The sequence below is a fragment of the Pseudoxanthomonas helianthi genome (assembly GCF_017939625.1).
Lineage (GTDB): Bacteria > Pseudomonadota > Gammaproteobacteria > Xanthomonadales > Xanthomonadaceae > Pseudoxanthomonas_A > Pseudoxanthomonas_A helianthi.
Window position 1 is genome coordinate 317,147 of sequence record NZ_JAGKTC010000001.1, and the last position, 14,144, is coordinate 331,290.

General features: G+C 67.3%; 15 protein-coding genes. 10 read left to right on the forward strand and 5 right to left on the reverse strand.

The window, feature by feature from the left end; translation table 11 throughout:
• Nucleotides 1-63: 63 nt before the first annotated feature.
• A complete protein-coding gene (gcvT, locus tag J5837_RS01510; protein ID WP_210534952.1) occupies nucleotides 64-1,170 on the reverse strand; it encodes a glycine cleavage system aminomethyltransferase GcvT in 1,107 nt (368 codons plus the stop codon).
• Between the two features lie 187 nt (nucleotides 1,171-1,357).
• Here gcvT and J5837_RS01515 point away from each other — a divergent pair, with 187 nt between their 5' ends.
• The gene (locus J5837_RS01515) at nucleotides 1,358-1,564 is read left to right on the forward strand and encodes a hypothetical protein (RefSeq protein ID WP_210534953.1); all 207 of its coding nucleotides are present in this window, start codon (nucleotides 1,358-1,360) and stop codon (nucleotides 1,562-1,564) included.
• Nucleotides 1,565-1,610: 46 nt separating this feature from the next.
• On the opposite strand, the gene J5837_RS01520 is transcribed toward J5837_RS01515, so the two are convergent.
• Both J5837_RS01520 and J5837_RS01525 read right to left on the reverse strand, forming a co-directional pair.
• Entirely contained in the window at nucleotides 1,611-2,042 is a 432-nt protein-coding gene (locus J5837_RS01520; protein WP_210534954.1) for an NfeD family protein, read from the reverse strand.
• A 161-nt stretch (nucleotides 2,043-2,203) separates the two neighbouring features.
• Nucleotides 2,204-3,169: an SPFH domain-containing protein gene (locus tag J5837_RS01525; protein WP_210534955.1), complete on the reverse strand. Its 966-nt coding sequence runs from the start codon at nucleotides 3,167-3,169 to the stop codon at nucleotides 2,204-2,206.
• A 100-nt stretch (nucleotides 3,170-3,269) separates the two neighbouring features.
• On the opposite strand from J5837_RS01525, the gene J5837_RS01530 reads away from it, so the two are divergent.
• Genes J5837_RS01530 through J5837_RS01540 form a run of 3 tightly spaced genes read left to right on the forward strand, consistent with a single transcriptional unit; the run spans nucleotide 3,270 to nucleotide 5,990 of the window.
• Nucleotides 3,270-3,860: an RNA polymerase sigma factor gene (locus J5837_RS01530; RefSeq protein WP_210534956.1), complete on the forward strand. Its 591-nt coding sequence runs from the start codon at nucleotides 3,270-3,272 to the stop codon at nucleotides 3,858-3,860.
• Nucleotides 3,853-4,611 (forward strand): hypothetical protein, encoded by a 759-nt coding sequence (locus J5837_RS01535; protein WP_210534957.1) that lies wholly within the window; start codon nucleotides 3,853-3,855, stop codon nucleotides 4,609-4,611. The genes J5837_RS01530 and J5837_RS01535 overlap by 8 nt, the downstream gene beginning before the upstream one ends.
• Before the next feature lie 44 nt (nucleotides 4,612-4,655).
• The gene (locus tag J5837_RS01540) at nucleotides 4,656-5,990 is read left to right on the forward strand and encodes a PDZ domain-containing protein (protein WP_210534958.1); all 1,335 of its coding nucleotides are present in this window, start codon (nucleotides 4,656-4,658) and stop codon (nucleotides 5,988-5,990) included.
• Between the two features lie 126 nt (nucleotides 5,991-6,116).
• Here J5837_RS01540 and hemP read toward each other — a convergent pair whose 3' ends face one another.
• A complete protein-coding gene (hemP, locus tag J5837_RS01545) occupies nucleotides 6,117-6,311 on the reverse strand; it encodes a hemin uptake protein HemP (protein ID WP_210534959.1) in 195 nt (64 codons plus the stop codon).
• 336 nt (nucleotides 6,312-6,647) lie between these two features.
• Between hemP and J5837_RS01550 the strand changes: the two genes are divergently transcribed.
• The 5 genes from J5837_RS01550 (at nucleotide 6,648) to J5837_RS01570 (ending at nucleotide 11,527) form a co-directional block, all read left to right on the forward strand.
• Nucleotides 6,648-7,220: a TMEM165/GDT1 family protein gene (locus J5837_RS01550; protein ID WP_210534960.1), complete on the forward strand. Its 573-nt coding sequence runs from the start codon at nucleotides 6,648-6,650 to the stop codon at nucleotides 7,218-7,220.
• Between the two features lie 63 nt (nucleotides 7,221-7,283).
• Nucleotides 7,284-8,411 carry a GGDEF domain-containing protein gene (locus J5837_RS01555; RefSeq protein ID WP_210534961.1) on the forward strand — a complete coding sequence of 376 codons (1,128 nt, stop codon included), beginning with the start codon at nucleotides 7,284-7,286 and terminating at the stop codon, nucleotides 8,409-8,411.
• 87 nt (nucleotides 8,412-8,498) lie between these two features.
• On the forward strand, nucleotides 8,499-9,752 hold the full coding sequence (locus J5837_RS01560; protein ID WP_210534962.1) for a nucleoside permease: 1,254 nt from the start codon (nucleotides 8,499-8,501) through the stop codon (nucleotides 9,750-9,752).
• Nucleotides 9,753-9,905: 153 nt separating this feature from the next.
• The gene (gene dusB / locus J5837_RS01565; protein ID WP_210534963.1) at nucleotides 9,906-10,904 is read left to right on the forward strand and encodes a tRNA dihydrouridine synthase DusB; all 999 of its coding nucleotides are present in this window, start codon (nucleotides 9,906-9,908) and stop codon (nucleotides 10,902-10,904) included.
• A 179-nt stretch (nucleotides 10,905-11,083) separates the two neighbouring features.
• Nucleotides 11,084-11,527, forward strand: a complete 444-nt coding sequence (locus tag J5837_RS01570) for a hypothetical protein (protein WP_210534964.1) — start codon at nucleotides 11,084-11,086, stop codon at nucleotides 11,525-11,527.
• A 68-nt stretch (nucleotides 11,528-11,595) separates the two neighbouring features.
• Here the strand turns inward: J5837_RS01570 and J5837_RS01575 are convergent, their stop codons facing one another.
• The gene (locus J5837_RS01575) at nucleotides 11,596-12,657 is read right to left on the reverse strand and encodes a metal-dependent hydrolase (RefSeq protein WP_210534965.1); all 1,062 of its coding nucleotides are present in this window, start codon (nucleotides 12,655-12,657) and stop codon (nucleotides 11,596-11,598) included.
• 117 nt (nucleotides 12,658-12,774) lie between these two features.
• Between J5837_RS01575 and J5837_RS01580 the strand changes: the two genes are divergently transcribed.
• Nucleotides 12,775-14,121 (forward strand): vanadium-dependent haloperoxidase, encoded by a 1,347-nt coding sequence (locus J5837_RS01580; protein ID WP_210534966.1) that lies wholly within the window; start codon nucleotides 12,775-12,777, stop codon nucleotides 14,119-14,121.
• The last annotated feature ends 23 nt before the right edge of the window (nucleotides 14,122-14,144 follow it).

A 14,144-nucleotide genomic window follows, 5' to 3' on the forward strand; every position in this document is an offset into this window, starting at 1 on the left:
TCCGGATATCGTTACGTTGGGGGTGTGAGTGGGCGCTAGTTTAGAGCGGATGCGTCGGCAAAGTCAGCCGAGCATGCCGGGTTGCGGCTGGCCGTCGCGGACGAACGGGAACTTGACCACGCGCACCGGGATTTCCTTGCCGCGGATGTCGACGCGCACTTCACCGGGGTCGCCCGCCGGCACGCGGGCGAAGGCGATGGCCTTGCCCAGGGTCGGCGAGAAGGTGCCGCTGAGGATCTCGCCTTCGCCGTTCGCGGTCAGCACTTTCTGGCCGTGGCGCAGCACGCCCTTCTCGTCCATCACCAGGCCGATCATCTGCCGCGCGGTGCCGGCCGCCTTCTGCTGCTCCAGCGCCGCGCGGCCGGTGAAGTCGCGTCCTTCATCCAGCGCGACGGTCCAGGCCAGCGCCGCCTCGAACGGGGAAACGGAGTCGTCCATGTCCTGGCCATACAGGTTCATGCCGGCTTCCAGCCGCAGCGTGTCGCGCGCGCCCAGGCCGGCCGGCTTCACCCCCGCGGCCAGCAACGCATTCCAGAACGCCACGGTCTGCGCCTCGGGAACGATCACCTCGAAACCGTCCTCGCCGGTGTAGCCGGTACGGGCGACGAACACGGTGATGCCGTCGGCGGTCAGCGCTTCGCGCGCGCTGAAGCGGACCAGCTTGGAGACCGGGGCGCGGTCTTCCTCGCGCAGCAGGCCGATCACCTTGTCGCGGGCGTTGGGCCCCTGTACCGCGACCATGCCGAACTCGGGACGCTCGCGGACTTCGACGGCGAACGGCTTGGCCTGCTCCGCGATCCACGCCAGGTCCTTGTCGCGGGTGGCCGCATTGACCACCAGGCGGAACCAGTCCTCGGACATGAAATAGACGATCAGGTCGTCGATCACCCCGCCCTGCGGGTTCAACATGGCGGTGTACAACGCCTTGCCCGGCTTCTGCAGCTTGTCCACCGAGTTGGCGACCAGCTTGCGCAGGAAGTCGCGCGTATTGGCGCCGTGCAGGTCGACCACGGTCATGTGGCTGACGTCGAACATGCCCGCGTCGCGTCGCACCTGGTGGTGTTCGTCGATCTGCGAGCCGTAGTGGATCGGCATGTCCCAGCCGCCGAAGTCGACCATCTTGGCGCCGAGCGCGCGGTGGGTGTCGTTGAGGATGGTCTTCTGGGTCATGGCGTCCGGAGTGGGCTGGAGAAAACCCGATTATCGCAGACCGGCCCATGTCGCTGTCCGCCCCGTGCCGGCGGTGGCGTTTTCTGGGTTGGAGCACGGCGATCCGGACGCCGAGGCTCCGCGTCCGATATCACGATTCGCCTACAAGGAAGGAGGAGTTCCAATGGCAACCAAGAAAAGATTGCCGATGTCCGTCGTCACCAACCCGATCTGGCTGTGGCTTTTCAAGCACGGCTGGGAAGATCCGGAATGGGGCCGTCGCCCGGCCGACCAGATCGGCATCCAGCTCGCCCTGCACGACCTGGCGGGAATGATCGCCGACGACAAGGTCCGTACCGGCATTCAGTCCACACTCGATTCCGCCATCGCGAAAACGGCCCGCGCCATCGGCTGATCGAATGCGGGCGGCTTTCTCGCGGATGGCCGCCCGCACTGCGCGCTCAGGCTTCCTGCACCTTCAACGTCATCCCGTCGGTCGCCACGATGCGCACCGCGGTGCCGGCGGGCAGGTCCGGGCCTTCGACCGTCCAGAACGCGTCGGCGATCTGCACGCGCCCGCGACCGCGCTCGATGCCCTGTTCCAGCTTCACCACCTGACCGACCAGGCTGTTGGCGCGCTGGTTCAACAGTGGCCTGTCGCTGCCCCGGCCCTTGCCGCGGAACCACTTCAGGTACACGCCGACCGACACCAGCGAGAACAACGAGAACAGCACCGCCTGCACCAGCCAGCCCAAACCAGGCAATGCCAGCACCACCAGCGCCATTGCCGCGGCGGCGAACCCGAACCACAGCATGAAGGCGCCCGGCGCCATCGCTTCGGCGGCGAACAGGACCAGCGCCAGCGCGCCCCACAACGCGAATTTCAAGCTCATCTTCTTCCTCCGAAATCTCTCGGACCGTCATCCCAGCGCAAGCTGGGATCCATTCTGCTTTTGCTTTTGCACTTCCCGGTACAAAAGCAAAATGGATTCCGGCTTGATCAGCCATTCGGCTGTTGAGAGCCGCCGGAACGACGACATTAGGCTGCTGAGGGTCAGGCTCCCGGCACGCGCGGCGGCTTGGCGGCGATGGCCGCCTGCTGCCTGCCCAGCGATTCCTTGGCCAGCTCGGCGATGCCGGCGATAGAACCGATCACGCCACTGGCCTCCATCGGCATCAGCACGAATTTCTGGTTCGGCGCGGTCGCCAGTTCCTTGAACGCCTCGACGTACTTCTGCGCAATGAAGTAGTTGATGGCCTGCACGTCGCCCTGGGCAATGGCGTTCGACACCAGTTCGGTCGCCTTCGCTTCCGCTTCGGCCAGGCGCTCGCGGGCCTCGGCTTCGCGATACGCGGCTTCGCGCTTGCCTTCGGCGGCGAGGATCGCGCTCTGCTTCTCGCCCTCGGCGCGCAGGATTTCGGACTGGCGCGAACCTTCGGCTTCGAGGATCGACGCGCGCTTGTCGCGCTCGGCCTTCATCTGCCGGGCCATCGCATCGACCAGGTCGCGCGGCGGCTGGATGTCCTTGATCTCGATGCGGTTGACCTTGACGCCCCACGGGCTGGTCGCATGGTCGACCACGCCCAGCAGCTTGGCGTTGATGGTTTCGCGCTGGCTCAGCGATTCGTCCAGGTCCATCGAGCCGATCACGGTACGGATGTTGGTCTGCACCAGGGCGATCATCGCCTGGTCGAGGCTGGACACCTCGTAGGCCGCCTTGGCCGCGTCCAGCACCTGGAAGAACACCACGCCGTCGACCTTCACCACCGCGTTGTCCTTGGTGATGACGTCCTGGCTGGGCACCTCGAACACCTGCTCCATCATGTTGACCTTGCGGCCGATGCCCTGCATGTACGGGATCAGGAAGTGCAGGCCCGGCGACATGGTGTGGGTGTACTTGCCGAAGTGCTCGACCGTGTACTCGTAACCCTGCGGTACCACCCGCACGCCCTTGAAGAAGGTCACCACGATGAACAGGATCAACGCAGCGACGACGATTCCGGTCAGCCCCAGGCCCATGACTCTCCCCTTTCCCTTGGTGATGGTGTAAGTCCGATTATAGGACCCTCCGACGACCTGGCTGCGACGGTTTTGCCGCCTGCCGCATCCAACCGGACATATGGCCACCGCCCGAATGCGCTCCAGCTTCGCCATCGACGTCCCCGCCGGCCTGCTCGCCCACGCGCGCGCTGGCCAGGCGCAGGCGTTCGAGCAGTTGTACCGCTGGTTCGAGCGGCCGGTGTTCACCCTGGCCCTGCGCCTGTGCGGCGACCGCGACGAGGCGCAGGAGGTGCTGCAGGACACCATGCTCAAGCTGTTCCGCCAGATACATACCTATAGAGGCGACGGCGGCAGCCCGTTCTGGGGCTGGCTGCGCCAGATCGCGGTCAACGAGGCGCTGATGCGCCTGCGCCGCGGCCGGCAGCAGGTCATGGAGTCGACCGAAGACTCCGACGAGTGGCAGCACGCCGGCGAAGACTTCGCCCCGCCGCCCCCGGCCGCCGCCGATGCCGCGCTGCTGCAGCGCGCCCTGCTGGAACTGCCCGCCCTGACCCGCAGCGTGCTTTGGCTGTACCACGCCGAGGGCTACACCCACGACGAGATCGCCGTGCTGATGCAACGCACGCCTAGCTTTTCCAAATCGCAACTGGCGCGCGGCACCCGCCGCCTGCGCACGATGCTGCAAATAGAGGAACCGGCCCATGCCTGACGACACCCGCATGCCCGATCGCATCCCGCATGGCTGGAGCGATGTCTTTGCCGCAATGCCGCTGGAAACTCCCCAAGGCGATGCCTGGGCGAAGATCGCGGCGGAGATCCGTGCCGTCGAAACCGCGCGGCCGACTCGCCGGTATCGCCGCCCGCTGTGGCTGGCGGTCGCGGCCGCCGCCGTGCTGGCGATCTCCTTGCCGCTGTTCTGGCGGCCGGCGCCCGATACGGTGGCGCCCGCCGTCGTCGCATCGAATCCGGATCCGGCCCCGCGGAACGCGGCGGCATCGCCTCCCGTGGTTCCATCCGAGTCTTCGCCGCGTATCGCATCTCCAGGCGAGCCCAAGGCAGCCAATGCCAAGGCCGCGCCGCCGGATACCCGCGTAGCCCAGCGACCGGCGAAACGGAGCGGCAACAAGGCCGCTCGTCCTGCCGCGTCGACGAACCTGCCTGACGAAACCTCGCTGGCCGCGTTGTATGCGCAATCGGCCCAACTGGAAAGCCTGCTGGCGATGGCGCGCGACGAGCGCGTGGCCAGCGGCACCAGCGCGGCGTTGAGCGATGAACTCGATGCGAAGGTCGCCGGCATCGATGCCGCCCTGATCCAGCCGGGCCTCGATGCGCAACGCCGTGCCGAGCTATGGAACCTGCGCGTGGACACGCTGCAGCAACTGGTCGGCATCGAAACCACGCAACGCCTGTACGCCGCCCGCGGCCAGAGCTACGACGTGGCGCTGGCCAGCATCGACTGATCCCATCCCTTTCCCTTCCCACGCATCAGCGACACGAGGACGACATGAACATCCCGAAGACCAGAACCGCCGCGCTGGCGCTCGCCGTGGGCCTCGCCCTCGCCGGCATCGCCATCGCCCAGGACGCACCGACGCCGGCGCAGCAGAAGGAGCTCGACGCCGCCCGCGCCGACCTCGACAAGGCTGCGCAACGCTTCGCCGAACTGCATCGCAAGTACGGCGGTGCCGACGCGCCGTTCCGCATCGAGAAGCGCATGCTGCGCAAGCCGGTGATCGGCGTGCTGCTGGCGCCCGACGAAGCCGCCGGTGTGCGCATCGCCGGCGTGACGCCCGACAGCGCCGCCGCGGCAGGCGGGCTGAAGAGCGGCGATCGCATCGTCAGCATCGACGGCAAGGCGCTCAAGGCCGCCGATGGTCCCGCGCGCGTCGAGGAAGCGCGCGAACTGCTGGGCGCGGTCGACGCGAAGACGCCGGTGAAGGTGGGCTTCGAACGCGACGGCAAGGCCCGCGTCGTGTCGCTGACGCCGAAGGTCGGAGATCGCCTGATGGTGATTCCCGACAGCATGAAGTTCGACGGCAATGTCCGGATGTTCGCTGGCGACGATGGCGATATCGAAATCCTGGCCGACGAGGTTCGCGGTCAATTGGACTCGCCGGAAACGCGGGCACGCCTCGCCGAAGCGCATGCGCGCGTGGCCGCGATCGACGCCAAGCGCCAGGCCGAATGGGCCGCCGCTATCGCGCCGGCGTTGCAGCGCGAGATCGTCAGCCTGCGCAGCGACTGCAGGGGCGACGACTGCAGGCTGCCGGCGCTGGCCGAGGCCTTCCGCTGGAACGGCCTGAATCTGGCCGCGGTGGACAACGGACTGGGACGCTATTTCGGCAGCGACCATGGCGTGCTGGTGCTCAGCACGGGCAAGGACCTGGCCGGTCTGGAAGCGGGCGACGTGATCCTGAAGATCGCCGGCAAGCCGGTGAACAATCCGCGCGAGGCGATGGATGTGCTGCGTGCGCAACCGGCGGACGGCAAGGTCGGCGTGGAGTACCTGCGCGACCGCAAGCCGGGCAGCGCGCAGGTCAGCGTGCCGAAGGCGCTGCCGTTCAAGGTGCCGGTGCCGCCGGTTCCCCCGGCTCCGCCTGCTCCACCCGCGCCGCCCGCGCCGCACGCAGGCATGACGCCACCGCCGCCTCCGGCCGCGCCCGTCCCGCCGCAAGCGCTGACGGCGCGCAAGGTGGTGATCGTGGACAAGGACGGCAAGACGCGCAGTTGGGAAGGCGGCCCGGACGACACGCCGCCTTCCTGGGTGCCGGAAGAACCGCCGCCACCGCCCACTCCGCCGGCGCCTCCTGCCCCGCCGGTTCCGCCCGCCGATATCTGAGCGAACCGGACGGCCCGGTTCGGGTTGTCATCCCGAGCGTGCCGCGGGAGCTTGCTCCCGCGGCAATGCAGCGGATCCTTCGCTGCACTCGGGACGACAACCGGAACCGGGCCGTTCTCTGCGGACTTACTTGGTCAGGATCAGCTTGTCGTTGCTGGTGTGGCGCAGGCGATAGATGCGGTCGCCGTGGCGGATCAGGATCTCCCGGCGACCTTTCAGCAAGGCTTCGCTGCTGAAGGTTTCTTCGGCCGGTACCGCGCGCGGGCGTTCGCGCAGGCTCAGGGTCGGGTAACGCGGGAACTCAAGGCTCTGGGCACTCATGGGATGGCCTCCTTGGTGGGCGAATCAAATAGTAATGATTCTCATTTGCAAGTCAACCGATTCCTCCATGTCCGCCATTAATGAGAATGGCTCCGGCGCTGCAGGAACTCGCCGGCTACAATTCGCGCCACTTTCCTCCGGGGAGTAGCCCACCGCCTCGCGCGGGTCCGCACATCAACACACTTGGCAGCCGCCATGGTGTGCGGGGCGAAATCGGAAACCCCAGGGTTCCGCGCTTCGTCGGGCAAGACCGAAGGCAGGCGTTGCGTCACCCGGGCCGGGCGGCGCACGTCCGCCTTCGCGTCCATGCGAAATGCCCGGCCCCTGGAGTTCCCCATGCTTTCCCTGCACGCCCTGTGGGTGTCCACCGGCACCGTGGCCCTGGCCGAGATTGGCGACAAGACCCAGTTGCTGGCCTTGTTGCTGGCCGCGCGTTTCCGCAAGCCGTGGCCGATCGCCTTCGGCATCCTCGCCGCGACCGTGCTCAACCACGCCGTCTCGGCATGGCTGGGCGCGGAGCTTTCCGTCCTGCTCTCGCCGGAGCTGCTGCGCTGGCTGGTCGCGGCCAGTTTCCTGGCGGTAGCGTTGTGGACGTTGAAGCCCGACCAGTTGGACGCCGACAAGGAGAAGCTGCCGGCGCATGGCGCGTTCATCGCCACCTGCATCGCGTTCTTCCTCGCCGAGATAGGCGACAAGACCCAGGTCGCGACGGTACTGCTGGCGACCCGGTATTCGCCGCTGTGGGAAGTCGTCGCCGGCACCACGCTGGGCATGCTCGTCGCCAACCTGCCGGTGGTGTGGCTGGGCCATCGCTTCGCCGACCGCCTGCCGCTGAAGGCGGCGCGCTGGACCGCGGCGACGGTGTTCGCGGCACTGGCCCTTTGGGTAGCGTTGCGCGGGATCGACTGAAGGCGAATCGCCGGCGTCACGCCGAGCGGCTATGCTGGCCGGGTCATTCCGTCTGGGGGCGGCATGCCCGGGTTCCCGTTTCGCCAAGTGTTCGCCAGCCTATTGCAGCGTCCCGACGCGGTGATGCTGGAAGTCGGCGCCGGCGGCGAGCTGCAGGTGGCCAAGCTGCGCGCGATGCTGTCCGCGTTGCTGATGCTGTCGCCGCTGATCAACGTCGCCAGCGGCGGCGGCCTGGTCGAATCGATGATCGGCCTGGGCGCGACTTCGGTCGCGGTGATCTTCGCCCTGGTCTGGCTGGTGCTGGCCCGCAATGCCATGCGCTACCCGTGGTTGTCATTCACCACCGGCGCCTACGACGTCACCCTGATCTCGCTGACCCTGCTGATGCTGGCCCTGAACCATCCGCCGGCCGGCTTGAACAGCATGGTCGCGTGGTGCGTGTATCCGCTGGCCATCCTGATGACCGCGTTGCGCAACGACGGCCGGGTGACGCTGTTCGTCGGCCTGCTGGCGGTGCTCGAATACGCCGGGCTGGTCTGGGGCGTGATGCGCTTCGCCAACCCGGAAGACCTGGTCTCGCTCGATTACGGCACGGTCAGCCTGTCGACTCAGCTGCAACGCCTGTTACTGCTGGCGATGGCGACGATCATCACCGCGGCGGTGGTGTATCGGATGCAGAGACTGGTCGAAATGTCCGGTACCGACGGCCTGACCGGCCTGCCGAACCGCACCTGGCTGCTGCACCGCATGCCGCGCCTGTTCGAACGCGCCCGCAACGATGGCGGCACGCTGAGCCTGGCGCTGATCGACCTGGACCACTTCAAGCGGATCAACGACGACATCGACCATCTCGCCGGCGACCGCGCGCTGCGCCACGTGGTCGACGTGCTGAAACCGCGGCTCGGCGCAGGCGAATGGCTGATCCGGCTGGGCGGCGAGGAATTCGTCATGCTGCTGCGCCAGCCGCTGGGCAGTTCCTGGGAACGCCTCGATGCCCTGCGCCGCGAAGTCGCGCAACGGCCGTTCGTTCCCGACCGGCACCTGCCGCCGTGGCCGTTGACCTTCAGCGCGGGCCTGTCGGTGTTCCCGCATGAGGGCCAGGACCTGTCGACCCTGTTGCGCCGCGCGGACCTGCGCCTGCAAAGGGCCAAGCGCGAAGGCCGCAACCGGGTGATCGCGCGCGACCACTGAACGCCGCGCCGGTTGCCAGCCACCGGCGCGCTGGCTACCCTGCCGGCGCAGGTGCGCCACCCGGCGGCCGCGCAACGGGGAAGCCTAGTGAGCCTGAAACTGCGCCTGACGGTGATGAATTTCCTCCAGTTCTTCATCTGGGGGGCGTGGCTGCTGACCATCGGCGCCTACTGGTTCCAGACCAAGCAATGGTCGGGCACCAGCTTCGGCGCGATCTTCTCGACCATGGGCATCTCGGCGCTGTTCATGCCCGCGCTGATGGGCGTGGTCGCGGACAAGTGGATCAACGCCGAAAAACTCTATGGCGCGCTGCATCTCGCCGGCGCGGCGATGCTGGCCTACGTCCCGCAAGTGAACGACCCGCACACCATGTTCTGGGTGATGCTGCTCACCATGGTGTGCTACATGCCCACCATCGCGCTGGCCATCACCGTGGCCTACAACGCGTTGAAGCGCGAAGGCATGGACGTGGTCCGCGACTACCCGCCGATCCGCGTGTGGGGCACGGTCGGTTTCATCGCGGCGCTGTGGACCACCAGCCTGCTGAAGCTGGAAACCTCGCCAGGGCAGTTCTACGTCGCCGCCGCCGCGTCGCTGCTGCTGGGCCTGTATGCGTTCACCCTGCCGCCCTGCCCGCCGAAGATGGGTCGCAGCGAAAGCCGCTCGCTGGTCGACGTGCTGGGGCTGACCTCGTTCCGCCTGTTCAAGGACCGGAACATGGCGGTGTTCTTCATATTCGCGATGCTGTTGGGCGCGGCGCTGCAGCTGACCAACGCCTACGGCGATACCTTCCTGCACGATTTCGCCAATGTCGATGCGTACAAGGACGCGATCGCGGTGAAGTACCCGGCGATCATCATGTCGATCTCGCAGATCAGCGAAACGCTGTTCATCCTGACCATCCCGTTCTTCCTGAAGCGCTTCGGCATCAAGACGGTGATGACCATCAGCATGGTCGCCTGGTTCCTGCGCTTCGGCCTGTTCGCCTACGGCAACCCGGGCCCGGGGCTGTGGATGATCGTGATGAGCTGCATCGTCTACGGCATGGCCTTCGACTTCTTCAACATCTCCGGCTCGCTGTTCGTCGAACAGCAGAGCGATCCGCGCATCCGCGCCTCGGCGCAGGGCCTGTTCATGCTGATGACCAACGGCGTCGGCGCGGTGCTCGGCAGTTCCATCAGCGGCTGGATGATCGACCGCTTCTTCACCGCCGCCGACGGAGCCAAGGACTGGCACGGCATCTGGATCACCTTCGCGGTCTATGCGCTGGTCATGGCGATCCTGTTCGTGCCGCTGTTCAAGCACAAGCACGATCCGCAGCGCGTGGTGGCGACGCACTGAACGCCGACAAGGGTTCCTAGCCATACTCCTCTTTGTGGGAGCGACGTAAGTCGCGAAGCTTTTCGCTCCGTCCTTCACGATTTATCGGTCACGACAATGTCGTGACCACTCCCACACCGGCCATCACCGCTCCTGCGCCCTTACAATCCGCCCATGCGGATCGGTCCCTACGCCATCGCCCCGAACGTGATCCTGGCCCCGATGGCCGGGGTCACCGACAAGCCGTTCCGGCAGTTGTGCAAGCGGCTGGGCGCGGGGCTGGCCGTGTCCGAGATGACCATCAGCGATCCGCGCTTCTGGAATACGGCCAAATCGCGCACGCGCATGGACCACGATGGCGAGCCGGCGCCGATCAGCGTGCAGATCGCCGGTACCGAGCCGCAGGCATTGGCCGAAGCGGCGCGCTATAACGTCGACCACGGCGCGCAGATCATCGACATCAACATGGGCTGCCCGGCGAAGAAGGTCTGCAACGCCTGGGCCGGCTCGGCGCTGATGCGCGACCAGGCCCTCGTCGGGCGCATCCTGGACGCGGTCGTGAACGCGGTCGACGTGCCGGTCACGCTGAAGATCCGCACCGGCTGGAACGCGGACAACCGCAACGGCCTGGTCATCGCCCGCGTCGCCGAAGCGGCCGGCATCGCCGCATTGGCCGTGCACGGGCGAACCCGCGACCAGCAATACACCGGGGTGGCCGAGTACGACACCATCGCCGAGATCAAGGCGGCGCTGCGCATCCCGGTCTGCGCCAACGGCGACATCGACTCACCGCAGAAGGCCGCCTTCGTGCTGAAGCACACCGGCTGTGACGCCGTGCTGGTCGGCCGTGCGGCACAGGGCCGGCCGTGGATCTTCCGCGAAATCGCCCATTACCTGGCCACCGGCGAAACCCTGCCGGAACCCTCGCTGCGCGAAGTGCGCGACATCCTGATCGGCCACCTGGAACACCTGCACGCGTTCTACGGCGAACCTTCCGGGGTGCGCATCGCGCGCAAGCACCTGGGCTGGTATGCGAAGGACCGTCCCGAGAACATCGCTTTCCGCGCCGTGGTCAACCGGGCGGAAACCGCCGAAGCACAGTTGCGGCTGACCCGCGATTATTTCGATGCGCTGATCGCCGGCGTGACCCCGGAATTGCCGGCGGCGGCCTGACCGAAACGCCGGCGCGGGTGGCATCGCGCAACTGAATGCGCAACCCATGCCATTCGTCGGTATGCCTTCGTCCACATGCAACGCACCGTGCGTTTTCGCAATCCTTCTTATCGGAGGCACTCCGCATGCAGGAGGCACCGCGAAGGCCATCCGACCCCTACCCTCGGAGGAACACGCAGATGAAAGCCTCGCTATCCATGCTTGCGCTGCTTGCCGCAGCGGCCTCTCCCGCCTTCGCCGCTCCCGACCCGGACGCGCAGGAAATCGACTTGCAAGCGGTCCGTGCCGAAATGGCTGCGCCTGCGCCGATCAGCGGTTTTCGTGCCTGGCAATTGCTTGCGCTGGAAACCAACCTGACCGCGAAAGACGTGCATCTGGTGCTGACCACCGTCGCCCGCGACGAGCGTTACCACTTCCGCTCCGATCGCGACATGGCACGCCGGTTCGAGCAATCGCTGGGACCGGAGCGTTATTCGGACCTGGTCGCCGGCCTTCCGGTCGAACTGCATTCGCCGGCCGTGCTGGAAGCGGCCCGGAACATGACCGCGTCCGCTTCCGATGCGGGAGATCGCGCCTTGCAGTCGTACGGGCGCGTCGCCGTGGTGATGGCTTCGAATCCGTGAGCCGCCTGCGGCCCCACCACTCCGCCTGACGCCGTTCGCAAAAAACGACCGGCGTCAGCGGCGACGCATTACTCCGTTGCGCGGCTCGCCGGCAGCGCGCCCGGATCATCGACCGCCGTGCGTGGCGGTGATGCCGGTTCGCGCCAGATGCGTTGCCACGTCGCATCCCAAGCCGTCGCGAAATCGCGCGGCGGCGATTCCTGCCGCGGCCGCAGGGCCTGCCAACCGGCGCCCGTGCGTTGCGCGACGTCGAAACGGAAAAAGTAATCCGGTTCGTTGCCCATGCGCAGGTCGCTGAGGCTCAGCACGCCATCGCGCACTTCGGCCTTCGCGAAGTGATGGTTGAACCACAGCAGCCGCGCCACCGCCGGCACGCCGCGCGCCTCGTCCAGCGCCGCGACATCGGAACGATACGCATGGAAACGCATCGGCGCCGAGTCCGCGACGATCGAGCGGAAGCCTTCCACGTAGCCGTCCGGCGTCATGGCGACTACGCGCCACAGCAAGGTGTTCAACGGCGTCGGTACCGAGAAGCGCGGCGCGTCCGGCAGGCCCATCGCGAGCAACGCACGGGACGCCTCGCGTTCGACCAGGGTCTTGGCGAGCAGCGACCAGCCGAGATAGGCGAAACCCAGCGCGACGCCGACGGCCAGCGCCTTCGCCGCGAGCCGTTCGCGCGCAAACCAGGCGACGACGCAAGCCGCGAGCCACGGCAGGGTGAACAGCGGATCGATGATGAACAGGCTGGACCACATGATCGGCCGCATCGGCAGCGGCCAGAACAGTTGCGTGCCGTAGACGGTGAAGCTGTCGATGAACGGATGCGCCATCAGGCAGGCGAAGATCGCCCACCACCAGCGCACCGGCTCGGCCGCCACCCGGCCGCCGCGCCGTTTGAACAATGCCCAGATCGCCCAGGCCACGAACGGCAGTACCAGCCACGAATGGGTCAGCCCGCGATGGCAGGTCATCTGCGCCACCGGATCGCCGAACAGCGCCAACGGGATCACGTCCAGGTCGGGCAAGGTGTTGAGGGCGGCACCGGCCAGCAGCGCCGCGCGGCGGTGGCCCTTCGGCGCGATCGCGGCCGCGATGGCGCCGCCATAGAACAGGTGGGTGATCGAATCCATGCGCGGATGTTAACCGGCGCCGGCGTTCCGTAATCGGCGGCGCGGATTCCCGTACTCCTGCAAGCCGCCCGCACCCGTGCGCGCGGCGACTTCTTTCCATCATTGCAGGGATCCGCCATGAACATCGCTTCGAAACCATGCCTGGGGTTGCTCGGGATCGCCGTGGGCCTCGCCATCGCCGCACCCGCTTGCGCCGATGCGGTCACCGACTGGAACCTGGTCTACGACCAGGCTTCCCCTGCCGCCGGTCCGCCGCCGCATCGCGCCTACCTGGGCGCGCTGGTGCACATCGCCATCCACGACGCGTTGAACAACATCGATCCGCGCTACCAGACCTATACGGTCGCATCGCCGGCGCCCGCGTACGCTTCGCCGGAAGCGGCCGTCGCCGCAGCCGCACGCGACGTGCTGGTCGACCGTCTCGGTTGCATTCCGGGCCCGGCGCCCACGCCGGCGAAGCAAGCCGCTTGCGCCAACGTTGCCACCGCCTACACGAACGCGCTGGCCGCCATTCCCGATGGCATCGCGAAGAACGCGGGCATCGCCGCGGGCCAGCAGGCTGCGCACGCGATCCTGGCCTTGCGCCAGGGCGACGGTTCGGAAAACCCCGATCCGCCGTACACCCTCGCACCGGCCGCGGGCGTGTACCAACCCACCGCGCCGAACTTCCCGGTGCCTGCCGAAGCGTCCGTGGGCAAGTGGTTGCCGTTCGCGATGCGCGACTCGTCGCAGTTCCGTTCCGACCCCGGCGCGATCTTCGACCTGACCGGCGCGGTCTACACCCGCGACTACAACGAAGTGAAGAACGTGGGTGCGCTGAGCGTGCGCGCCGCGGCGCCGAATTCCGCCGAGACGGACATCGCCCGCTTCTGGCCGGCCGGTGGCGCCAACTGGAACCTGGTGGCCCGCACGATCATCGCCGACCGCGGCATGCACGACCTGTGGGACGAAGCCCGCCTGTTCGCGTTGACCCGCATGGCCGAAACCGATGGCGCGATCCAGGTGTTCGACACCAAGTACGCCTATACCTTCTGGCGTCCGGTCACCGCGATCCGCTGGACCGGCGACTACGGCAACCCCGCCACCGCGCCGGACCCGAACTGGTTGCCGCTGTTCTCGTTCCCCGGTCCATGGTCCACGCCGCCCTACCCCGACTACACCTGCGGCCTGCCCACCGCCAGCGGTGCGAACACCGAAGTGCTGCGCCGCTATTTCGGCACCGACAACGTCGGCTATTCGCTGACGATCACCTTGCCGGCGCTGGCATCGCCTTCGCTGCCCTGGTCGCTGCCGGCGAGAACCGTCACCCGCAGCTACGCCAGCCTGTCGCAGGCGGCCGCCGAATCGGCCAGCGCGCGCGTGTATGCCGGCATCCACTTCCGCAGCGGCTGCACACTGGCCGTCACCAAGGGAGAACAGGTCGGACGTTTCGTCATCCAGCACTATCTGAAGCCGCTGCCATAGCCGTAACCGCGGCTACGCGGACG